This window comes from Victivallis vadensis, from assembly GCF_003096415.1.
Classification (GTDB): Bacteria; Verrucomicrobiota; Lentisphaeria; order Victivallales; family Victivallaceae; genus Victivallis; species Victivallis vadensis.
The window spans coordinates 1-22,814 of the sequence record NZ_QEKH01000052.1; the positions used below are offsets into that span (position 1 = coordinate 1).

The window sequence follows — 22,814 nt, forward strand, 5'->3', positions numbered from 1 at the left end:
AGCGGACTGGTCGACGAGGTCCGCTTGCAGTACATCCCTGATGATGAGATCACTCTGTGGACCGGCACGAGCATTGCGGTACCTGATGCGCCTTATTCCAAGCCGCAGACGGTCGGAGAATGGGGCAAGTTCAACAAATCAGAACTCAAAGCGACAAGGGTGCGCATTCTTTCTCGTGATCCCAGTACCAGACTGGTCGTAGTACAGCCGCTTAGGCTCCGCAATGGTGTATGGGAAACAGATCCGAATGCCCCTGAGAAAACCGTGAAATATTGAGGTACATGCAATGGGTTTGATAGGAAGAACGAGTACGGACGGCAGCTCCAGCGCCGCTATTCTGGATGACGGTACGCTCTGGGTCGTGGGTGCCAATAGTGATGGGGAACTGGGTTTAGGGGACACAACAAACCGTACCGAGTGGACCCAGTTAGGCACAGATACCGACTGGGCTAAGGTTTACATGGGAGGCGGCAATTTTTTTGCCATTAAGACAGACGGTACGCTGTATGGGGCCGGACGCAACGAGGCAGGTACTTTGGGACTTGGCAGTGCCGGAGTCAAGGTGCTGACGCTTACACCTATTTCCAGTGCACCGAAGACACAGGATATCGCGGCATCTACTTTTCAGACTTTATTGTGCGGTACAGGGGGCGGTTCTGTTCGCGCTGCCGGTGATGCGAGCTCATATCTTGGATATAGCGATGTCACGGATGGTAATGTTACCACCTTTGATAAGACCCTGAGTGGCGCGTACAAGAATGTGTTCATGGTGCAGTACAACAAATTTGGCATGGACTTTACTGGGTCAGTATATGTTTGGGGTAATGGCAGCGCTGGGCAGTTGGGAAATGGTTCTGAGACTCCCTATGAAACGCGCATTGGGTTATCCGGCGACCTTAAGTTTTCCGATATCAGTGCACAGTCTGGTTCTGTTACTACATTTCTTATTTTTGGTGTAACAACCACAGGAGATTTGTATTACTGGGGCAAGCAGAATAATGGTACCATCGCATCCCCCACTTTCCTTATGAGCGGTGTGAAGGCGGCCGCCAATAACCACATCATAAAGACAGACGGCTCTCTGTGGGTTCAGGATGGCTCCGATAGCACAACGTTCAAACAAGTAGACCCGGGTCCCTGGACTGCCGTGCATGACGGAGGTACCGCTGTCATACTGGAGAAAGAAGACGGCACTTTATGGGGGTACGGCTCCTCCAATACGGCATTAGGCCTCACAGAAGAAACTACGGTGCCGACCCTGCTGCCTATTTCAACAGTCCCTGCTGAGTACGGGATCATAGTCGGGGATATGCTGATTTATGCCGAGGGCGAGGATACCACAGAAAGCAAGGACAACGCTGTTTGGCATGAGCTGACCACAGCCAGTGCGATTACACTTGATCGTGCCAATGGCGAACTCCAGAAAGTTGCACTAACTGAGAACTGCACGATCACGGCACCTATCCTGACCAAAGACCGGTCTACCCTGCTGTTGCAGTTCAGCACCACTACGTCTGGTATCCAGGTCACTGTAGGAAGCACCGTCATTTTGCAGTCGTCAGCAGCATTCAGGACATACCAGGTCGGATGGTTCTGGGATGGCAGCACTACACGTAGATATCCGTTGATCGAGGTGTCGTGATGGCATCTAAGGTGTTTGAGTTGTACAGGAAGTCTGTTATGGGCAATGGAGGGCTTGGAGAAGGCATTGAGCCGGTCATCCATTCCATGAGTGCAGTAGATACCGGCAACGGCGTCATCAAAGTGACAGCAGAGATCAAGAACACCGGAACAGTGGCAGGTACATGCACTGTAACTTCCGATGGGACGTACCGCGTACAGGGAGATGATACGTTTTATGTACTGAACCTGAACCCGTCCTCTCAGGACTTGACATTGGAACCCAATGAAACCAAAACGATAGAACTGACTTCCAGACCAATGGGCAGTTATCTGGCGCAGGGAACGGGATCTTTCTTTTTGTATGTTTCGGTGGATGGCGTGCAAGTAACCTACCGGTATGGAACCTTCAGCTGGTCCAGAACCGTATACAAAGGACCTCTTCAGGTTCAGGTTACTGGAGGCATACTGGAAGCATCGGTATTAGAAGCAACGATAAACAGTACGACCGGAAACGTACCATTGCAGACGGAAGTAACATGGAGCGGAAGTACAAAATACGGTGCATACACTTATGATTTCGATTTGCAGTACACAGAAGGGCGCTGGCAACTGGACGTTGTATTGAAGGAGATTGTAGGTGGAGATGGTGACATCTACAAAGGCAATCATTACTACAACAGCAATCCTACCCCGTGGTCCGGCACATGGACGAATACCAGCGGCACAGGGGACATTTCCACGGTCAGTATGGAGTAATCATGTACACCGACGATGAAATCAGACAAAAGCAGCTTCTCGCCCGCGCGGCTGGCTTGGGCGGTGCGGAGCTGCTGGACGACATGGCGGCGGTCAAAAGGGACTGTAACGGCATCGGCGCGGCGTGGATGCCGGACAGGCTGCGGGATTTGCTCGGCGAACGCTACCCGGAGCTGGTGGTCGTCGCTGACATCCACGACCGCCGGTACGCGCTCGGCGGCGGAATCCTCGCGCGCTGGCGGGCGGACTGGGAGTTTCTGCGGAACGGCCTCAAGATGGCGCGCCACTGCCGCCGGATCGGCATCGCATGGGCGGTAATAAGAATGTGGGTACTGTTGCGGCTCGGCGGCGCTGCGGCGTTCAATTGGGAGAGATAAATGTCACAGATGATCGAACGAATCACGAAGATCGAAACCACGCTTGCTGACAACAACGACACGATCCACAAGATCGAACAGGCGCTGTTCGGGAACGGAAAACCGGGTCTGTTGAGTGATTTCAGGATTTTGGCTAAAAGCGTGAATGACCATCACGCCGAAGCCGCCGCGCGGCTGGAAGCGGAAGCCAGAAAGCGGGAAGCGGAAAAGCAACAAAAGAAACTGGATTGGCAATGGATCATTACCACGCTGGTAGCCGTGGCCGCGATCCTCGCCGTTTTCATCAAATAACCAAAAGGAGAACGAGAAGATGTTGAAGTTCGGAGACGCAATCGAAGCCCTGAAAGCTGGCAAGAAGGTAACCCGCAAAGGCTGGAACGGCAAAGGAATGTTCCTCTGGTTGAAACCGGCGGTCGAAATCAAAGCGGAGTGGTGCAAGGATGAGGCCCTGAAAAAGCTGGTCGTCGAAAACGGCGGCACGATCTTAGGACTTGGTACGATCTGCATGTACACACATGACGGTACCGGGCGGAAAGCAATTCTGACCGGCTGGCTGGCCTCCCAAAGCGACATGCTTATGGAAGATTGGATTATTTTGGAGGACTGAGATGCTCAAAATTCGACGGAGTAAAAGTGCAGATACGCGCAGTGCGGAACATGAAGTTACAAAGGAAGAATTGCTGTACAGTTCAGAGCAGCACATCGGCGACGTTCGGCAGGCTATGCGGTATTTTGCGGAGTGTCTGTTGCGCGTGGCGGATAAGCATGACTGGACCAAGATTGATGGAATTGATCAGTTTCACAAAGATTTCCAGCAGGTCCAGCAGCACGGCGGAAATTTCAAAGAACTTCCGTGGCATCGCCGCCACGTTTCGGAAGAACGCCACCATCTGACCGACCGCGTGCCCGACGACGTCAACCTGTTCGACGTGCTGGAACGGGTGGCAGACGTCACGATGGCGGGCATGGCTCGCAGTGGATCGGTTTTTCCCGATTCCCTGCCGCCTGACGTGCTGGTGAAAGCCTATCAGAATACCATTGAGCTACTGAAAAATGAAATTATTGTGGAGGACTGAAATGAGAATCATTGTCGCATTACTGGCCGTCGCCGCATTCATCCTGACCGGCTGCACCGCCCTCGAAAATAAGGCCGTCGCCATCGGTTCGGGAGTGGACGCTTTCAAGCTCGAAACCACCGGCAGCACCAGCAGCGGTACGATCCTGCCCAACCTGATCGCGGGTGGAGCGGTGAACACGCTGGCGACCGCCCCTGCCATTCAGGAGGGAACGCAAACGCAGGTAGTGTTTGTGAAATCGCGCCGGAACAGCTTTTTCGGAGAGCTGTTCGGAATCGATGCCAGCACCGAAAGTATCAGTTACATCGGTGCGCCCAACGAAACGCCGGAGGCCACCGCCGCCCGTTTTGAGGCGTTTGCAAAAGTGATGAAGGCACGGACGGGCACGGACGAGAGCCGGAGTGAAACGGAGGCTCACGGCCTCAAAGAGGACGAGAGCCGAAGCGCAGCGAAGGTTCACGGCCTTCAAGAGGAAGCCGCAGCCGAATAGCTTTTATTCTCCGCGAAGCAATACGAAACGTGCGTGACGGTGACGCGAACAGCTTCCGGATTCGCGGAGAAAAGCCCAATCCGGAAGCTGTGCCGACACAAACCGGGCCGGGCCGGTGATTATCACTGTCTCCCGGCAAAAACAAATTGGACAGCCGACACCGCAACCATCCGAGGCCGGAGTATGTTATTTCAAAACGAAAAGGAATTCATACCGTATGAAAATCTCCATTGAAAAATTCTCCGGGCTGGCGCCGCGATATTCGCCGGAACTATTGAACAATGAATTTGCCGTGGTTGCGGAAAATCTCTCCATCAAATCCGGCAAGATTCATCCAGAACGGAAATTCCATTTCAGCAAGCCGGACCGCGATTACGTCCCCGGACAGATCAACGACGACCAGTACAACCGCATCTATTCGATCGATGCGGAACGCAACCTGGTTGTGCACGGCTTTTTCCCGGACGGCAGCGGAGAGATTTCAGACAAGATTTCCGAACGTTCCGCCGATATGCCGCACCCGGAAGCGCCTGTATTGACGCAGCGGGAAAGCAAGGTCTTTTCCGATATCCTCGGCGACGGCGAAGGCACGATGTATTTTCAATATGGCTCCAAGCTGACGGCGGGGGACGACGAAGGGAGACGGCTTTTGTATGCCGAACGCATCCTCCCGCCGTTGACCGGATGGAAAGATACGGGAAACGGATGGAGCCGCGATTATTCATTCCGCAATAAAAACATCACCGAATGGGGGTTGAACGGAGCCGGGCCGGTCTATGAAGTCAACTCCTGCAGCTACATAATGGATAACGGGAGAACACTGGTATTCAACGGCATTGAATACACTACGCTGATCAATTCCACGCCCGTGACCAACCACCGGGGCGAGGAGGTGGGGACCGCCCGTTTCTATCACCGCGACATCGCCGTCGAAAAACAGGCGACCAGCCCCGGAATCGAAACGTGGTTCGACAGCATTCTCAACGGAAACGACGAAGAAGAGGGCGTAACGACCGGCGGACGCTATTCCGGCACCGCCGTCGTCTATCCTGCCAAGGATTTGCGCATGTTCGTCGAAGTGAATTACATCGACATTACCCGCAATTTCTATTACGTCGCCCGGTTTGTGGATGATTCCGGAGCCGAAGGGCCGCCCTCCGAACTGTCGGAACTCATGGAGCGCAAACCGGATGAACGGCTGAATATCACCGTCAGCTTTGACGCTTCGGTCGCTGCATCCTACCGGATGAAGAAAATACGGCTCTACCGGTCCGCCGGAGGCACTGACGGCAGCGATTATTTTTACCTGGGAGAGCGGGAAATCACCGCCGGAGCAAGTTCCGTCGTTTTTCAGGACGATATGCCGGATTCCGAACTCTCCGAACCGATGCCGGAATACGGCAACCCGCCGAAACTGGACGGCATCGCCGCTCTGACCGGCGGATTCATGGCCGGATTCGAGGGGAAAAACATCTGGTTTTCCGAACCGTACCTGCCGCATGTGTGGCCGAGCAAATACAACCAGTCCGTACAATTCGACGTGATCGGGATCGCGGTGCGCAGCAATTACCTCTATGTGATGACCAAAGGGCAGCTTTACGCATTCGTCGGCGATGCCCCGGAACAGATGACGCCGCTGACGCTGCGGTTTGACATGCCGTGCATTTCGCGTACCTCCATTGCGTATGTTTCCGGCTCCATCGTCTACGCCGGGACGACCGGACTGGTGGTGATCTCCAATGAGGGGCCGCGCATATTCTCCAACGCCTATTTCACGACCGAACAGTACAAGGCACTCGGCTTTGAAAATTGTCTGGCCGCCGGTGAGTACGACGGAAAATATTTCGCCGTCTTTGAAAAGGAAACGCTGCTCTTCGATTTTGTCGAAAATACCTTGACCACATTGAATCAGGCCGGGTTCGAGCTGTTGGAGTATCGGGCCGACGACGGCAGTTGGCCGCAGAAGGAATTTTTAAATTCGCCTTACGGCAGCGTACTGGTTGAACAGATATTCGAGCAGGAGCCGGAAGAAGAGAAACAAGCCGCGCCGGAAGAAACCGGACCGGAGGAGCTGACCGCCCGGTGGCACAGCAAAACCTATGTTTTCCCGCGCCCGGTTGCTTTTTCGACGGTCCGCATCCGCAGTTACGGCGAAGCGGAACAGAACGTGATTCTGCGGCTGTTCGCCGAAAACGTGATGGTCAAAGAATTGAAAATCAAGCCGGGCAAGGCGGTTCGGCTGCCGCTCCTGCGCCGGGAACGGCGCTGGTCGTTCGAGCTTGAAACCACCTGCGATCTGGAATCGTTTGAAATCGCCGAATCGATGGCGGAACTGTAAGGAAATGTCATGTACCCGGAAAACAAATCACCGATGCGCAAAAACGCCGGACTGCCGGACACCGGAAGCGTTACGGACCCGAGCCTTCGGCTGTTTCTGGACCGGATCAGGCAGCGGTTCACGGAGATGGAAAACAAGCTGGCCTATTATGAATCCGACGAGTTCATTCAGACGATGGCATCGGCGATCCTGCATTCGCAGGCCTTCCAGACACAGCTCAAACAGGTGATAAACAACACGATCATTGAAAATGAAAACAACATCGGCGGCTCCGGGAACAAAAATCGCGGCAGTTTGAATATCTACATCGATTCCTCGCTCTCCGCCCTGATTGGAGTACGCAATAACGGGACCAGCGCAACGCTGTTTGCCAATGCTCCCGCCGACGAAGAGAAAGTCGGCGTACTGGGCGGCTCCGGCGGCTCCGTACACTGGCTCGAAACCGATGAATGCTGAGGCGGAAACATGGCCGAAGAAAAAAAAGCATGGAAAAAAGACGGCGGCAAGAAGATCATCGTCAACAAGGGTGAGAACGGCGCTACCCGCGTGGTTCTATGTGATAATTGCCCCTGCAAAAACTACCTGATCGTGGTGCGCTGCGATCTCTCCTGGGAAGGGCCGCCGGAATGTTCCTGCAATCCGGTTGACGTATTCCGGTATAAAATTTCCATCGTACAGGCCGCACAGGATGAAAACGGCGTAGTGGTGATTTACCCGGAGGGCGAGCAGCACGGCAACAGGCTCGGCGCAACCTTTGAGGATGAGGCGTATGGTCATGTCTACCACGCAATTGATTCCAGCGACGAGAGTCCCCATCTCGATTCCTACGAGAATATCGTAAAAAGGATGACGGAAGTAGCGATTCCGCCCGGCATGGAGTATGATACCCGCTATCCGGCCTACTACACCTATTGGGGGCTGCGCGGAATCGAAGCGTGTCCCTGTCCATGCAAATATGCAAAAGTTCTCGCCTGCGGAGTGCTGGAGGACGGTTCCAGCGAGAATATTCCGTATGGCATCCTGAACTGGAATCGGCAGGATTACGTGGTCCGGGTGTCGGAATGGAATGATTCCGTATGGTTGGAAAACCCGTTCTACGGCAGTTACAAGAAAGCGCCGACCGGAACCGGCGTGGTGCGCAAATGGCTGAAGGATTGTTCCAGCTATCCGGCGGAAGAGGTGTACGGCTCTGACTATCTTTACAACAACCGCCTTTCCAGCGAACACAAACGGCAGTCGATCAAGGTTGTCCAGCTTTCCGAAGTCTTTGAAACAAGCAGCGAAGCCTCCAACTGGGGCAGCGAATGGAGTTCGCATCAATGGGCGATGCTGATTTGCGCGACCTGCGAATGCCGTTGCGAGGGAAGAGGGCTGATGTGCGTTCCAGCCGGATATCGGGTCAGCATGAGTTACGAGGCGACCATTACAAGTTCGTCTGACTATGACGGCAATAAATACACCGTGACGACAACCTATAAGGGACATAGCGCAGCGACCATTCAGAAATATATCCATCCGGATATCGGCGATTGCGACGTTCACGGGGGGAGCATCTACGTAGGATTTCCGCATTATCTGGAGGACGGCTCCGCCGGATTCCCGGTGGAGGTTACGAAAAAAGAACACTCCTCCGGCGGGTCGACAAGCGACGATTCCTGGATGGAAGCCCCCAACTGGGTTGACGCCAGTTTCGGAACCACCGCCGATTGCGGGAAGTGGCTTCCGGCTTCAGCCGGTTATCTGCCGGGGCTTCACAACCTGAACATGTACAACCAGTGGCCCGAGGGCAAGAACCCGTTCAGTCAGAACGGCGACAAATACGATTATACCAGCTATTGGGAGCTGCCGGAGTTCGACAAGGACCACCCGTGGCCGCACGGAAGCTGGGATATGAATTACAACGAAACGGAAACCACCTCTTCCGATATGGGAAACGGCAGCACATACAAATCGACCATCAAAGTGGAGGCGAAACTGCATGTATCCGTTTCGGCGTATTTCGATGAGGATTACCCGGGAACGCCACCCGCTTCCGCTGCCGGGTGCAGCGCCGGAGCGGCAACTGCCGCCGCTCCGTTTCTGATATCGGCCAACTACCGCAAATTCTACAACCAGCTTTCGGAGGATCTCAAATGAGTTGTTCCTGTTTGCGCACACATCGGGTAAAACCGTATGAAACCTGTATTTTCTGCGCCCATAAGCATATCGCCGCCGCGCTGGCGCTGCGGGATGAATCCAGCCTGGTCGGGCAACTGATTCTGGCGAGCTGGCATTACCGGGATGATTTCCCGGAGATGGAAGCGGCCTGTATCGAATGCGCGGAGCGGATCGAGCGCGCGGAACCGTACCGCGATTCGCTGGCCGCCCTCTGCATCCGGGCGTGGCAAATGGTATTGGACAATCAAGAGAGCAAGGCCGTCTATGCCGCCAAAAGCGCCGATGATCCGATGCCGTTCGCTCCGGATGCGGTCGCGGCGCACCGGGCCGTCGCCGCGGCCAACGCTCTGCACCATGAACTGAATTACCGGAATATCAATGCCAGCGTAACCATCGGTCAACTGATCATCGCCGCCTGGCATTTCGACGAAGGACATCACGAACTGGCAGTGAAGTGCCGGGAATGCTGGCAGAAGATCGAACGGCTGAAATCCTGCCGGGAAGAACTCGAAGCGTTGCAGCGTGCCGCGTGGGAAGCTGTAAAAGCGAACCGTTGAAGAGAACCCCCGGATATTCCAGGCTGCAAAAAATCAGTTTTCCAACAGCTCCTCCGGGGCCGGAGGAATCGGCTCCAGTTCTATTCGCTTAATCCTCATTCCGTTGGCATGAATGAAAGACAGGGCCGAACTGAATGAAGTATGGCGGTTGCGGCGAAGCAAACGGCTGACTCCAGGCTGTTTCGTCCCCATCCGCTCGGCGATTTCCGCTTGCGATAATTGGGAGTGCCGCTGCGCTTCAAGCATCGCTTCGATCAAAGCAAACTCCTCTTCGTTTTCCTCATAAGCATTGCGATACGCCGGATTTTGCATATTTTCCGCAATTTCAGCATCGATATCGCACTTCACCGGGGCGAACGAATCAGTCAGCAGCGGCGGATTTTCGCCCTGTTTCCGATATTTACGCATTTTTTACCTCCTTCGCCCGTTTACGAACTTCACGGGCAATATGTTCCGGGGTTGTATTGGTCTTTTTTAAAAACGCATACAAAAGCCAAATAACATCACCATCCATTGCAATGTACATGACACGCCCCCAACCGGAACGGGAATTGGCGGTGATTTCCCAGACCTCCCCTTCCCATTGTTTGGTTTTGCCGGGAATCTCCACCGGCCCGAACTTTTCCAACAGCTTTACAATTCGATCCGTCTGCGCCTGCACATCCGGCGGAAACTTCCGAATCTCACGCTGAATCTGCTTGCTGTAGTAACGAATTTCCCATTCCATGCCGCGCCGTATCTCCCGTTTTCAAAATTCAATATAACACATCGGTTATAAAAAGCAACTGAGTCGGATGAATTTCCCTGAAAATAAATTGGACAGGCAACGACACAAAGCGGTGATTCGGACATATCTTATTCCCAAAAAGGAGGCAGGAACATGGCATATTTCGCGGACTATTCCAGAGTAAATTCCGCCGTCAACGGACAGGCGGGGTATGCCGGACGGCTCAGCGGGCTTTCCGGCACGTTCTCCGGCAATATGAACCGGTTGAACGGTATCGCATTCGACAATCTCGAAAAGTACGGCACCGTCAGTGAAAACGATATGGTCGATCAGGCCGTAACCGACACCACCCTTTCGTATCAGAAAGCCTACGATACGAATCTGCGCAATATGGAGCGCATGGGGATCAACCCGAACTCCGGGCGGTTTCAGGGGATGAACCAGCAGTATGACCTTGCCCGCGCCGCCGCCGAAGCCGGAGCGCGCAATCAAGCGCGGCTCAGCGCCCGCGAGCAGAACTACATGCGCGGTTTGCAGATCGGCGGGCTGGGCGCGCAATATGGACAGATGGCGCTCGGCGCCGCTTCCGCCGCCGCAAGCGCGTATGACTCCTATGTCGGAAGCCGGGCTTCGCTGGCGGAAATGATGGAAGCGGGCAACTACATGCGCAATGGCGGCAACGGCGGCGGATATGAATATACCCGGACCGGTACGGACAACAGCGGATACAGCGCCGTCGAAAATCGCAACAGCTTTCTGACGAACAACAGCGGCTGGAAGCCCAGCGGCAGCCAGTGGCAGCAGAACGGCGGAACCGCGAAAGTCTACAGTTCCCCCGGCGGCGGCTACGGGCGCGTCACGCAGCAGATGGGGTACAGGCAGTTGGGATATCAGTTGTAATATCAGGGGAAAGGATTCATCATGGCACGTTTCGGCAATATCCTCGCCAGTCTGGCTATGCATTCGCGCAGCCAACGACAGCAGCAGTATCAATATGAACGCGATATGGAACGGCAGCTTGTGAATGATGCGTACAGGCGCGAACAGGACGCGTATGCCCGGCAGGCGGACGAGGAGCGGTTGAACTATAACCGCATGAATAACGACCGGCAATACCGGTTCAATCGGGATAAATTCAACTGGCAGAAGCAGAACGCCGATTTTCTGAACCGGCGGCTCGAAGAGAACGACAACCGCGCGGCGGCCAAGCGGTGGGCTGACGGTCTGACGCCGCAGGACATGCAGGAGATATTTCGCGGACCGCGTTCCACCCCACAGGAGATTCTTGAGCGATATGACGCCGACAGGCCGGGGTGGCTTCCGGCAGGCCGCACCATGCCTCAATTGCAATACCGTTCCCAAGCGGACGTCGACCAGGAAAACCGGATGCGTTACAGCCGCGATCCGGAGGCGCGCGCCAGGGCCGGGGAGGCGCGGGGATACGGCTTTGAGCGCAATTCTCCATTTGCCGAAACCATACGGCATTATTCCCGCTTCGGCGTAACCTCACCGGAAAGAGCGGAAGCGCTGCGGCTGCGCCGGGCGGCCGATGAACGGGCCGCGCTGAACTATGAGCAGACGAAAACGCAACGTGCCGCAAAACCGGCGGCAGACGCCGTCAAAGCGGAAAACGAAAAGCGGTACAATCAGGCCGCCCTTGAACTCGGTCAATACGAGCTGCCGAAAAATATCAAACCGGAAGCGGCGGCAAAAGCCGTCGCCGATATCGCAAAAGAGAACGGCGTTCCCATGAAAGAAGCGGCGCGGCTGGTTGCCGAACAGTACGGTTGGAACGCAAGCGAAACGGCGGCCGGACAAAATGAAAATGCGGATGCGGACAGACGGGAATTGGCCGGTTTGATGGGAGAATCCATTTGGAATTTGGATTCCGGTAAACTGAGCAACTTGAAAAAAGCCATACAGGAAACCGAAGAGTACGGCAACTTTATTAAAGCTGTTGACGAAAACGGCAACTATTCGACAAGTCCGGAGGTTTTGAAAAAAGCCGAATTGTATTGGAATGACAGAATGGAAAAAGCCGGGCTTGATCCCGACCTTTACCCCAATCCGTATGAGTTGGCACAAAAAAGAATGGAGTTGGAGCAAGTACGTTCACAGCTCAATTCCATAAGAAACAAAGATCCTCAGGGGACATATCTGCGCCATGATCCTGACCGTACCGGCATTGCACGTAATGATAGAGAGGCTGAAGTTATCGCGGAAGCATACCAAAACAAGAAAGGTCCGGCGCTTGGAACCGCTCAAGAGATTTTGTATCAACATCGCAATGCTCCTTTCCTCAGATACAAAGAGCTTCATAAGCGTTATCAGGAACTGTCCGATTACTTAAATAAGAAAAACGGGAAACGGTAACATGGATCTTGATCTGTATGCTCAGCGTGTAGCTTCACGGAAAGTAAATGATTTTGGCTCGCTTTTATCAAATTTGCCGGACAAAGAGAGACAAGAAAAATATGAACTTTTGCAACGTCTGGGCGATATCGCTCCAACCAACGACGGATTCTTCACGGAAATGGGCGAGGGATTCAAGCTCGGACTGCTGCAGGCCGGGCGCGGCATCGGCACCTCCGTCGAAGAACTCGGCGGCTCTTCCGGCATGGCCGACTATTTCAACGACAAGCTGGCGTACAACCGCCATCTGGAACCGGCTTCCGATTACTCCGCATTGAGCCTGAATCCCGGCAACATCGGCCGGACCATCGGCGGAGCGGGAGCTTCCACGCTGACCATCGCCCCCGCCATAGCCGCTGGAACCGCACTGGGCGGGCCGGTCGGCGGTGCGGCTCTCGGCGGAGCTGTCGTATTCGCCCAAAGCTACGGAGATAATATTCAGGAGTACCGCGACAGGCTCGCCCCGATGGGGAAATCGGAAGATGAAATCCGGATGCTTGCCCTCGGACGAACGTTGGTGGACTCCGGTATCGAGGTCGGATTGGGAGCCGTACCTGTAGCCGGGAAAATGCTAAGCGGTTTTATATCCGGTGTCGCTAAAAAAGCGGGCGGTCAGGTGACGAAGGAACTCACGCGCGGCGCGCTGGACGGTCTGGCGGAACGAACCATAAACCACCTCGTACAGAAATACGGTCACGAAACGCTGATCCGGGCTTCCAAAGAACTTCTGGAGGGAACCGGAGGCGAAATGCTCGAGGAGATCGGAAACACCGCCAACGGTTATCTGTGGCGCGCCATCGCCGGAGATACGCAGGACGCACCTGATTTGCATGATTATGCGGAGGCGGCGGCAGGTGGCTTCTGGGGCGGGCTGCCGTTCGGAGGAGCCGCCGCGCTCGGAACCGCCCGGCGGCTCGGACGCGCCAGACGGAATTCTCAGAGCGCCGATGTCGAAGCATCCGCCCGGAATGAGTGGGAGGAAGCGGCAGCTGCGCAGGAGGCGCGCGAAAACGCCGCCGCGCAGGGTTCAGCGGCGTTGCAGGACGTCTCCGCCAGCCGGGAGGCCGGGACGATCATGCCGGAAATGGCGGGTGAACCGGCAATGGATGCGGAGGAGATCGTCGCGCCGGATATGGCCCAGGAGATCGTCTCCCGGCAGGTGATCCACCCGGAAAGCGTCGAAATGCCGGACGGCAGCGTACAAGTCACGTTCCCGGAAGAGGCCGTCGCCCGCGCGGCGGGAGAAGCGGAATACGCAAGCGAGGAGATTGCGCCGACAGGAGAACCCGGACTGCCTGCCGGGGAACACGGACTTTTACGGACGGACACGGAAGGCACGGAAGGACAGTCGGGTAGTGGGGCGGGGCCGGAAGGCCGACTCGCCTCCGTGCCGACCGTGAATGTCCGTGAAACGCCCGTGCAGACCGGGGCGGAAGAACCCGGCCGACCGTTCACCATCGAAGCGATCAATGCCAATCTGCGGTTCCGGCGTGACCGGATCGCGGCCGAACAGCTCGGCGAAACCCTCGGCGGCGTCCGGCTGGAGGTGATCGATCCGCGCAAGAGCGTTTCCGCAGACCCGGCGGAACGTTCCGGCATGGCGCTGCTTCAGCGGCTGGGCCGGGTTTTCAACACCCGGCCCGTACTGGTGCGCGGCGAAGGCGCCACCGGATTCGACGGCAACTACTTCGACGGCCGCCTCTTTCTCGACCTCGATGCCAGACCGCCGCTCGAACAGGCCACTATCACGCTGAACCATGAGATCACCCACCGGCTCGCCGCCGACAATCCGGAGGCGTTCCGGAATTTCGCCGATTCGCTCGAAACGCTGGTCGAAAACCCGGAGCTTTACCGCGACCGGCTCAACCGCTACCGCGACGCCATCGAACAGTACGAAACACAGAATCCCGACGGCAATTACCGGATCGACAAAAGCCCCGCCGCGCTCCGGGAGGAGTTCGTCGCCGACTTCCTCGGCGAAGAGATGGCGAAGCCGACTTTCTGGCGGAAGCTCGCGGAACGCGACCTGACGTTCGCCCGGAAAATCCTCATGCTTCTGGAAGATGTGTACCGGAAGTTCACCGGCAGTTTCAAAGGCGAAAACCGCAGCGAAGCCGACCGGATTTTCGGAAGCAATCTCGAACGGGCCGTCGATATCGCCCGCGAGTATGTGGCTGAATCCCGCGAAGCGGAAACTCCGTTGCGGGACTGGACCGGCGCATTGAAGCACCAGCCGGAAAGTGCCGCAGCGGAAGCCACGCAGAGCTTCGACGATTGGAAAAACGGATTTTTCCGCCGAATCGATGAAACGGCCCACCCGGAAGACCCCACCGTCGCCCGGCTCAAAGCCGAAACCGAGGCCCGGCGCAACTATTGGGACGACCCCGGAAAGCGCGGCAGGCTCGCCGCCCGCGCCGAAGAACTGCTCGAAACCGTACAACGCAACCGCGAGGCGATCGAACGGAAAAAAGCCGCACCGGGCGGCAAGGTGCCGCCGCCGGGTGCGCACGCCAATGCCCCTGCGGGGGGCGTGCGGGGGAAAGAGAGCGAAGCGAAAACTCCCGGTCTTCCCAGGGAAGGCACGGACGGGGCCGACAACATCTATCTGCGGATGCCGCTGGAGCGCGTCAGGAAAGATGCGGCCAACGGCGTGAAACTCGCGCAGGAGGCTTTGAAAGAGCGGGAAACGCAGGAAACTGCTGCATCTGAGAGTGACGGACTCGAAACGCAAAGCGGGGACCGACTGAAAAGCGGAGCTGAGCTTACTCCCGCAGAGCGGGAGCAAGCCCTTCGGGCTTCGCACTCCAAGGTGGGCGCTGCGCCGGACGGAGGTGCTGCGCCGGGAAAAAGTGCGGCGGAAAAAGAGAGCGCCCCGAAAAACCGTTCCGGCGTCATTGAGGACTTCGGCGAAAAAATCGAGGGCGCCCGGAAAGATTACGCTCAGAAACTTTCAGATGCCTCCCGGAATGATCCGGCGGCGGTGCCGCTTTCTCAGGCATTCCCGGAACCGGATTACGACCGGTTGGCCGAAAGCGGGATTCCGGCGCGGGCCGTGGCCGTAATCCATGCCCTGCGCGATTCCATCGGTTCCAAGCCGCGCAACGGCTGGCGGATGGCGCAATATACGAAGCAGTTGCAGACGATCCGCGAAATGGTCCGGCAGATCGTCAACCGGGAACTTGACTCCAAACAGCTCGACAAAGTGCTGGAGAATCCGCTGTTCAACCGGATCAGGGAAAGCGCCGAACTGTACGAGAAACTCGGACACTTGAAGAGCCTGAAGGGCTACCGGCTGAGTCTGGGAAACTACAGCGTTTTCGGCGGCGTGGAGTACAAACCGCCCAAACTGATCTGGACGGTCAGCGATTCCTCCGGCGGACGTTACCGGGATGTCGCATTCGGCGACACCCGCGAAGAAGCGGTGGAGAATTTCAGGAAATATCTCGACCGGGAAACGGGAGAGGATCGCACCAGGATCAAATTCGGCATTTTCCAATACCGTTCCGGCGCCGGAGCCGAAAAGGCCGGAAAGGTTTTCATCGGCAAGAAGGTCGGCTCCAATACCATCGAACTGAAACGCTTCGACACTGCCGCCGAAGCGCGGGAATATCTCGGCAGCCATCAGCAGGAACTGGAAGAGCTGCTGAAGCTCAAACAGTATGTCCCCGCCACCAGAAGCGACGTGAACCGCGGCAGGATCGGGCAGGACTACCGGGGCGGAAAAGACGTCACCCCGGAAATGTTTCAGGAAAAGTTCGGCTTCCGGGGAGTCCAGTTCGGAAACTGGGTCGGAAAGACCGAAGAACGGCAGCAGAACCTGAACGAAGCCTATGACGCATTGCACGACCTTGCCGGGCTGCTCAACGTCTCCACGCAGGCGCTTTCGCTCAACGGGGAACTCGGCCTTGCATTCGGGGCGCGGGGCAAGGGCGGAGTCGATCCTGCTTCCGCCCACTACGAGCCGGATCACGTCGTGATCAACCTGACCAGGCGGAACGGAGCCGGATCGCTCGCCCATGAATGGTTTCACGCGCTGGACAACTACTTCTCCCGGAAAGGAGGCGTTCCAACCGGTTATCTCAGCTCGGGAAAGCGCGGCGATTTCGCCGGAGTCCGCCCGGAGATGGTTCAGGCGTTCCGAAAGGTCATTGCGGAGCTGCACGAAAAAACCGGGATTTTCGACCGGTCGGAACGGCTCGACGAGGTCCGAAGCAAACCGTATTGGAGCACAGATATCGAAGTGGCCGCCCGCGCCTTTGAATCGTATCTGCACGACCGGATCGAAGCCGCAGGCGGAAGCAGCGATTACCTTGTCAATCTCGTTGGAGAATCGGCTTTCACTACGGATATGCTCAAGGCCATCGGCGGCAAGACCGATTTGCAGGATGTGTACCCGTACCCGACGCAGAAGGAGAGCGCCGCCGTCAGGAAGATTTTCGACGAATTCGTCGGCACACTCCGGGAAAAGAGCGAAAACGGACGGGCGGTTCTCTTCTCATTGCCGGAGAAGCTGCTGCCGCCGGGCACGGTCCGCAAGGAGAAGCTGACCAGAGCGGAAGTGGAAAAGCTCGTCGCCGGGAAGAAAAACTATCTCGCGCCGGACGACAAGCCGATCCGGAACGTGACGGTTTCCACGGACCGGCATCTGAAAACCAGCGAGGCGGAAGCAATGCTCAAGCGCATCGCCAGAGATCCGGGATGGCGGATTACCTCCAACATGGATACCGGCATCATCGGCATCATTACTTCGGAAACCGCCCGCAAATCCCGCAGCGGGAAAGCGGTTCAGGCTTCTTCCGTGCCTCCGTATGTCCATGCGGCGGCGATGGCGAATCTGAAAACGCTGTTCCGTAATGCTGCGCTGGGAGTGATACATCAAGGTCAATATGAAAAAGACCGAACTCTAGCAGCCATGTATCGCTTTTATTGCGGAATGTTGTATGAGGGGCAACAATACGGAGTAAAAATTACAGCCAGGGGATATGTTGACGGTAATAACTTTATTTATACTGTCGAAGCGCATGACATTGAGATAATTTCTGAAAATAAAAATCCGAACTCATTTAAGAGTTCGGGGGTGAGCGACGGTATCGTTTCCGATAGCGATGCTCTCACTGAAAAATTTAATGCTTTTTCCGAAAAAATCAAGTCGCAGACAGAAAAAAAGCCTCTCCAGTCACCCGGAGAGGCCCGGATTGCGAACTTTCCGGAAAACTCACAACCCGTTGCTCCTGCCGATATCTCGGAAGGAGGGGGGCGACAGTCTTCTCATGAAGAGAATCTCCCGCCAAACACTCTTCAATTTAGTGCTTTCTTTGAAAAATTCAAGCCGCATGACGAGATTATCGGCGAAAAATACCGGGACAATCCTAAAGCGCAACATGGCGAAATCAAGCTGTCGGTATCGCAGAAGGAGGCTGACGAACCGGGAATGCAGACGGGCACGAAAACCGCGACCGGGCCTTTGACGTTGAAGGAAGGCGAGGCGCTGCACGATCAGGTCAACCCGGTCCGGGAAAAGGGCGAAATCCGCGACCGCCACCAGCGGAAACTCGAAACCGAACCCTACAAAATCAGGAGCAAGGCCGAACTCAACCGGGACGCCGCCCAGCGGATCGCGGACAACGGCGGCATGAAAGGCGTGATCGACCAGATTCTCGCCAAAGACGTCACATTTGAATCGGATGTCGCACACCGGGTCGGGACGCTCGTACTCAACTCCAAAGAGTTCAAACGGCTCGACGCCGGAAGCCAGGCGGCAATCGCCGACGCCTGGATCAAGGCGGGCATGGAGGCCGCGCGCGCCCTCGGCGCCCGGCGGCTCGCCGCCCTGAATCTCGACGATATCGAATCCATTCAGGCGCATGTCAACGCCCTCGTCGCTAAAATCGCCCGGAAGAAACCGCTCGGCGACCTGAAAAAGACCATCAAGGCAAAACTCGGAATCGACCTCTTCGACCTGCCGCCGGAACTGGCGAAAGATCCCCGGAAGCTGGACGGCTTCCTGCGGGAGCTGGTTTCGGAAAACGCTTCGGGATGGGACAAAATGTATGAGTTCTGGATCAACTCCATTCTCTCCGGCATCGGCACGCATACCGCCAACACCATCGGCAACACCGCCAATGCGGTTTACGAACTCGGAATGAAGCGCTTCGCGGAGGCGTCGCTGAACCTCCTGTTCCGGAAAGACGACGCGGCAAGTTTCGGAGAATTTCCGGTGGTCGCCAAGGCGCTTTTCAACTCTGGGGCGCTGGCCGATGCAATCACGCGCGCCAAACTCGCGTGGGATCGGGAAATCCTGACGGCGGACGGCAAGATCGAAGCGTGCCGGGCCGCGATCAGCGGCAGGAAAGGACGGATCATCCGAATTCCGGGGCGGGCGCTGCGATTCGCGGACGAATTTTCCAAAGCGCTGATCGCACCGGCGGAGGCCGCCGCTTTCGCCTACCGCGAAGCCAAAGCGCAAAAACTCAACGAAGCCGAAACCCGGCGGCATATCGGACAGGCGCTCGCCGACCCCGGCAGCGCCGCCCGGCAGTACGGCGAACAGCGGGCGATGGAGCTGACCTTTCAGGAAAACCCCGGCAGGGCCGTCAACGCACTGATCCGGATCAGCGAAGACGGCGGCGTCGCGGGCTGGATTGTCAAGTATGCGCTGCCCTTCAAAAAGACGCCGTACAACATCCTGCGGCAGGGGGTGCGCAAGTCGCCGCTCGGCGCGCTGAATCTGATGTACGAAATCGGGAAAACCGCGCTCGGAAAGCGCAAGATCGATAACGGGTTCATCCAGCACGCCGCCGAGCAGCTGCTCGCATGGGGGGCGTTTCTCTCGCTCTGCGGCATGGCCGATGACGACGACGAGACGCCTTTCCTCACCGGAAGCTCTCCGGATTACGGCAGCGCGGAACAGAAATTCAAAATCGACAAGATCCCGCCGTATTCCATCCGGCTCGGCGGAACCTATTTCAGTTACAAGCGGATCGAGCCGCTGTCCTCCATGCTGGCCGTGATGGCGGACGGCGTACAGGCCCTTCGCGAAGCAAAAAAAAGCGGCGACTGGGACCGGGCATACGACCGGATGCTGCGCTGCGTGAAGCAGGTCGTCTCCGAAAAGACGTTCCTCTCCAGCCTCGGAGAACTCAACAAGCTCATGGAGGAGCCGGAGCGGAATTTCGGCCGGGCCGCTACCAATTTCGCCGCGTCGTGGATGCCGAACATCGTCAGGCAGACCGTCAATTCATTCGACGACACGGTGCGGGATCACAAATCGCGCTCGCGCGGCATGGAGTGGTGGAAGGATCAATTCGACATCACCGTCAGTTCCGCCGGGATCGTCCGCGCCGCGCCGAAAATCGATTACTTCGGGCGGGAGATCACCAAAGAGGAGTTTCTCGGCGCCGCTGCGCTGGACGCGATGTTCCGGCTGGTGCTGCCGGTCAACCCGGTCAATCCGGACAAAAACATGGATGACGCCGAGCGGCTGATCTGGAACTACAACCGCAAAATGCCGGACAAACCGTATTATCCGGACGTGCCGGACTATTACTTCCGCCGGAACGGAAAGACGTTCTATTTCACCGGAGAGGATTATCAGCAGTTCGCGCGGGAGTCGGGACAGATGGCGCACAAGCGGATTCTCGGAGCAATCCGCAGCGGAAGGCTGCGTGTGGAGAATCCGGGAACGCCGGATATCATATTGATCCGGAAATTCTATCAGGACTGCCGCAAGCTGGTCCGCGACCGGATGTACCGGCAGAAACGGTATTCGGAGTAAAAGGAAAAACGCCCCGGTTTAAACCGGGGTTACTTTCTCGGATAAACCTTATGATGCAGATCCAGCCAAACGATATAGAAAACATCATCGATGAAGAAACCTTGCAGACGCCCCTTTGAGGTGGAAATGGAAATCTGGTAACAATTCGTGCAGATTTCCGGATCAATCCAATGGAAGCCGCGCTTGAACGGCGTATTCTCCCAAGATACACGATGGCAACGGAAAGATTTACTCCCATTGGAAATCAAGTCCAAAGCGGTGAAATCAGCGAGATCACGCAGGCGGTCCAGAATATCAATCGCGCGCTGGGCCGTTAACCCGTCAGGTCCATCCAAGGCGAATTCCTTTTCCCGGACATGATCGAAATATTTGAAGGAAAAAGAAACTTTACGAATCTTCGGCGGCGATGCCACAATTCCGGCAGAACCGGAAAGCCCGCTGGGACGAATCTTTTTATCCTTCTTTGCCATTCGTCGCCAGCAGGGAATAGAACGTCCGCATATCTTCGGGAGAAATCACTCGGTCACAAGCCATATCAGGCGGAAGCCCCTTTCTGGCATTTTTCCACGGAGCTTCCTGATGGGTCATCAACTCCAACTGAAAACCGGAATAACCGCCAAATATCTTTAAAATTTCATCCAGGTGCTTTTGCACATCGCCGGGTAAATCGCTTTTTACGCGCGGACATGGCAACGGTTTGTAACCATATTGTTTGTAACAGTCGTAAATCGAACGCACGACCGGCCCGTGCACCCAAGCCTGAATATCCTCATCAAACAGCTTTATACCGAAAAGAACGATAAACCATGCCTGAGCATAGTAAACAAGCTTTTGAAGTTTCAGGTTTGTAATGCAATCCCCGCTGGTTATGGATTTCTCAATCAAATAAGAAGCAATCGTCAGCGGCAATATTTTCCTGCTGTCCATGATACCGACCTTTACGTAAAACAGACCATTTTTTATCAATATACCGCATTGTCAACAAAAAAACAAGAGTAAAACGGGATCGAAGGTAAAGGAAAATGAAGGACGATGAAGAAAAATAGAGAAATCATAGAGAAAGATAGAAGAAAACAGAGAGTAAAAAAAACGCCCCGGCGGAGTGAAGCCGCCGGGGCGAATCGGATCAGGCGAATACGGTTTCGCCTGTACCGATGCCGCCGCCGCGGCCGAAACGGTAGACCGCGTTCAGCGACAGGTTGCACAACCGGTTCGCGCCGGATTCCGCCCGGAGCAGATTCTCCCGGATCAATTCCGCCTGATCGCAGAACCGCCGGGACAGATCGCGCAAGTAGGCGACTTCAACCATCGCCGTTTCCACGTCGTAACCGGCGGCGGAGAGTTTGCGCAGCAGCTTTTCCGCATCCAGTTCCCGCTCCGCCAGTTTGCGGCGGAAATCCGCTCCGGTGATCGTGATTACGCCCCGGCTGCGGGTCAGGCGCGGGATGTCCAGTCCCGGCGGCGGAAGTTCCGCTTTCACCTGCGGCAGCGGTTCGGCGGCGACCGCCGGAGCCGGGGCGGGAAGATCCGGAAACAGATACGTGCGAATTTTCGCCGCTCCCGATTCGGTGAACAGATTCAGCAGGTGCGTCCGCCTGCCGAAGACGTTGCCACAACCGGCGGCGCGAAGCGCATAACCGCCCTTCACTCGGAAGAGTTCGGTGTTTTCGATCAGACCGGCGCGATTGTTGTGCAAGGCGCTGTGAATCTGATTCGGAGTGACTCCCAACTGTTGCGCCAGGTGCGGCAGCGAGATCACCGGAACGCCGCGATAGACGGCCTCCGGAAGGAACTGCGGTGCGGACAGCGGAAGCTCCGGCTGCTCGGAGCACGGACTTTCACGGACGGGCACGGAAGGCACGGAAGGGGCGGCGTAGCTCCCGGTGCGGCGGATCGCGGGGAGTACCTCCTCGAATACCCACCGCTCGAACTTCTGCGCGGCGGGCAGTTTCGAGCCGCAGATCAGGCGCATCACATCCGCTTCGGAAAGAATGCGGACTTCCTGCTTGCCGCCGGCGGTTTCAAGGGGGTAACGTTTTGTTATCCCCTTGCAATGGTCACTCATTGCCTTAGCGGGATTGGTGTATCCGAGTACCTGACAGACATCCTTGCCGACAAACCACTGTTCGCCGTCGATGGTAATAACTCGGATCGGGGTGGACTCTTCAAAGTTGAAGACGGACAATTCTTTTTTGCTCATACGCGAGCCTTTCCGCCGGACAATAAAAGAGGCTTTGCGGTCGGGGCTCTAACCTCCCTTGCCATCTCACCAGCACGTGCCGACGACTTCACGCAAAGCCAAAATCTATCATCCGGACAAAAAACAGTTTTCATTTTACGACGTTCGGAGTGCTAATCCTGAAAACATGTCGGTTGCGGTTAGAGCTGCAACGTTTTTACAATAGCACCGCTTGGAAAAATGTCAAGCGGCAGGCGGAAAAGGCTGAAATTCGGCTCTCTTTGCTTGAAAAAAATGGGCGTCGGCAGTATTTTCAAAGAAAATAATATCGCATAATGTGCGATATGT

General features: G+C 56.1%; 20 protein-coding genes. 15 read left to right on the forward strand and 5 right to left on the reverse strand.

The window, feature by feature from the left end; all coding sequences use genetic code 11:
• The 12 genes from C8D82_RS21420 to C8D82_RS19445 all read left to right on the forward strand — a co-directional run.
• Positions 1-276, forward strand: a 276-nt coding sequence (locus C8D82_RS21420) for a hypothetical protein (protein WP_165833208.1), incomplete at its 5' end; no start/stop codon positions are given.
• Between the two features lie 10 nt (positions 277-286).
• Positions 287-1,642 (forward strand): RCC1 domain-containing protein, encoded by a 1,356-nt coding sequence (locus C8D82_RS19395; protein ID WP_116885949.1) that lies wholly within the window; start codon positions 287-289, stop codon positions 1,640-1,642.
• A 38-nt stretch (positions 1,643-1,680) separates the two neighbouring features.
• Positions 1,681-2,379, forward strand: coding sequence for a hypothetical protein (locus C8D82_RS19400; protein ID WP_116885950.1), 699 nt, complete (start codon positions 1,681-1,683; stop codon positions 2,377-2,379).
• 2 nt (positions 2,380-2,381) lie between these two features.
• A complete protein-coding gene (locus C8D82_RS19405) occupies positions 2,382-2,756 on the forward strand; it encodes a hypothetical protein (protein WP_116885951.1) in 375 nt (124 codons plus the stop codon).
• A complete protein-coding gene (locus tag C8D82_RS19410) occupies positions 2,757-3,047 on the forward strand; it encodes a hypothetical protein (RefSeq protein WP_116885952.1) in 291 nt (96 codons plus the stop codon).
• A gap of 19 nt (positions 3,048-3,066) precedes the next feature.
• Complete coding sequence (locus C8D82_RS19415; protein WP_116885953.1) at positions 3,067-3,363, forward strand: DUF2829 domain-containing protein; 297 nt, start codon at positions 3,067-3,069, stop codon at positions 3,361-3,363.
• A gap of 1 nt (position 3,364) precedes the next feature.
• A complete protein-coding gene (locus C8D82_RS19420) occupies positions 3,365-3,832 on the forward strand; it encodes a hypothetical protein (RefSeq protein WP_133245303.1) in 468 nt (155 codons plus the stop codon).
• Position 3,833: 1 nt separating this feature from the next.
• Positions 3,834-4,322: a hypothetical protein gene (locus C8D82_RS19425; RefSeq protein WP_116885955.1), complete on the forward strand. Its 489-nt coding sequence runs from the start codon at positions 3,834-3,836 to the stop codon at positions 4,320-4,322.
• Positions 4,323-4,539: 217 nt separating this feature from the next.
• Positions 4,540-6,660: a hypothetical protein gene (locus tag C8D82_RS19430; protein WP_116885956.1), complete on the forward strand. Its 2,121-nt coding sequence runs from the start codon at positions 4,540-4,542 to the stop codon at positions 6,658-6,660.
• Positions 6,661-6,669: 9 nt separating this feature from the next.
• Positions 6,670-7,116 (forward strand): hypothetical protein, encoded by a 447-nt coding sequence (locus C8D82_RS19435; RefSeq protein WP_116885957.1) that lies wholly within the window; start codon positions 6,670-6,672, stop codon positions 7,114-7,116.
• Positions 7,117-7,125: 9 nt separating this feature from the next.
• Positions 7,126-8,796: a hypothetical protein gene (locus C8D82_RS19440; protein ID WP_116885958.1), complete on the forward strand. Its 1,671-nt coding sequence runs from the start codon at positions 7,126-7,128 to the stop codon at positions 8,794-8,796.
• Positions 8,793-9,374: a hypothetical protein gene (locus C8D82_RS19445; protein WP_116885959.1), complete on the forward strand. Its 582-nt coding sequence runs from the start codon at positions 8,793-8,795 to the stop codon at positions 9,372-9,374. The genes C8D82_RS19440 and C8D82_RS19445 overlap by 4 nt, the downstream gene beginning before the upstream one ends.
• Positions 9,375-9,407: 33 nt before the next feature.
• Here the strand turns inward: C8D82_RS19445 and C8D82_RS19450 are convergent, their stop codons facing one another.
• The gene (locus C8D82_RS19450) at positions 9,408-9,782 is read right to left on the reverse strand and encodes a helix-turn-helix domain-containing protein (RefSeq protein WP_116885960.1); all 375 of its coding nucleotides are present in this window, start codon (positions 9,780-9,782) and stop codon (positions 9,408-9,410) included.
• Positions 9,775-10,101, reverse strand: a complete 327-nt coding sequence (locus C8D82_RS19455) for a type II toxin-antitoxin system RelE/ParE family toxin (protein WP_116885961.1) — start codon at positions 10,099-10,101, stop codon at positions 9,775-9,777. Before C8D82_RS19455 ends, C8D82_RS19450 begins: the two co-directional genes overlap by 8 nt.
• A gap of 153 nt (positions 10,102-10,254) precedes the next feature.
• Here C8D82_RS19455 and C8D82_RS19460 point away from each other — a divergent pair, with 153 nt between their 5' ends.
• From C8D82_RS19460 to C8D82_RS19470, 3 genes are all read left to right on the forward strand, one after another.
• Positions 10,255-11,001, forward strand: a complete 747-nt coding sequence (locus C8D82_RS19460; protein ID WP_116885962.1) for a hypothetical protein — start codon at positions 10,255-10,257, stop codon at positions 10,999-11,001.
• 21 nt (positions 11,002-11,022) lie between these two features.
• Positions 11,023-12,474, forward strand: a complete 1,452-nt coding sequence (locus tag C8D82_RS19465) for a hypothetical protein (protein ID WP_116885963.1) — start codon at positions 11,023-11,025, stop codon at positions 12,472-12,474.
• A 160-nt stretch (positions 12,475-12,634) separates the two neighbouring features.
• Complete coding sequence (locus C8D82_RS19470; RefSeq protein ID WP_133245304.1) at positions 12,635-20,287, forward strand: LPD5 domain-containing protein; 7,653 nt, start codon at positions 12,635-12,637, stop codon at positions 20,285-20,287.
• Positions 20,288-20,316: 29 nt separating this feature from the next.
• Here C8D82_RS19470 and C8D82_RS19475 read toward each other — a convergent pair whose 3' ends face one another.
• The 3 genes from C8D82_RS19475 to C8D82_RS19485 form a co-directional block, all read right to left on the reverse strand.
• A complete protein-coding gene (locus C8D82_RS19475; protein ID WP_116885965.1) occupies positions 20,317-20,757 on the reverse strand; it encodes a hypothetical protein in 441 nt (146 codons plus the stop codon).
• The gene (locus tag C8D82_RS19480; RefSeq protein WP_116885967.1) at positions 20,741-21,214 is read right to left on the reverse strand and encodes a Panacea domain-containing protein; all 474 of its coding nucleotides are present in this window, start codon (positions 21,212-21,214) and stop codon (positions 20,741-20,743) included. Before C8D82_RS19480 ends, C8D82_RS19475 begins: the two co-directional genes overlap by 17 nt.
• A gap of 199 nt (positions 21,215-21,413) precedes the next feature.
• On the reverse strand, positions 21,414-22,487 hold the full coding sequence (locus C8D82_RS19485) for a BRO family protein (protein ID WP_116885966.1): 1,074 nt from the start codon (positions 22,485-22,487) through the stop codon (positions 21,414-21,416).
• Positions 22,488-22,814: the final 327 nt, after the last annotated feature.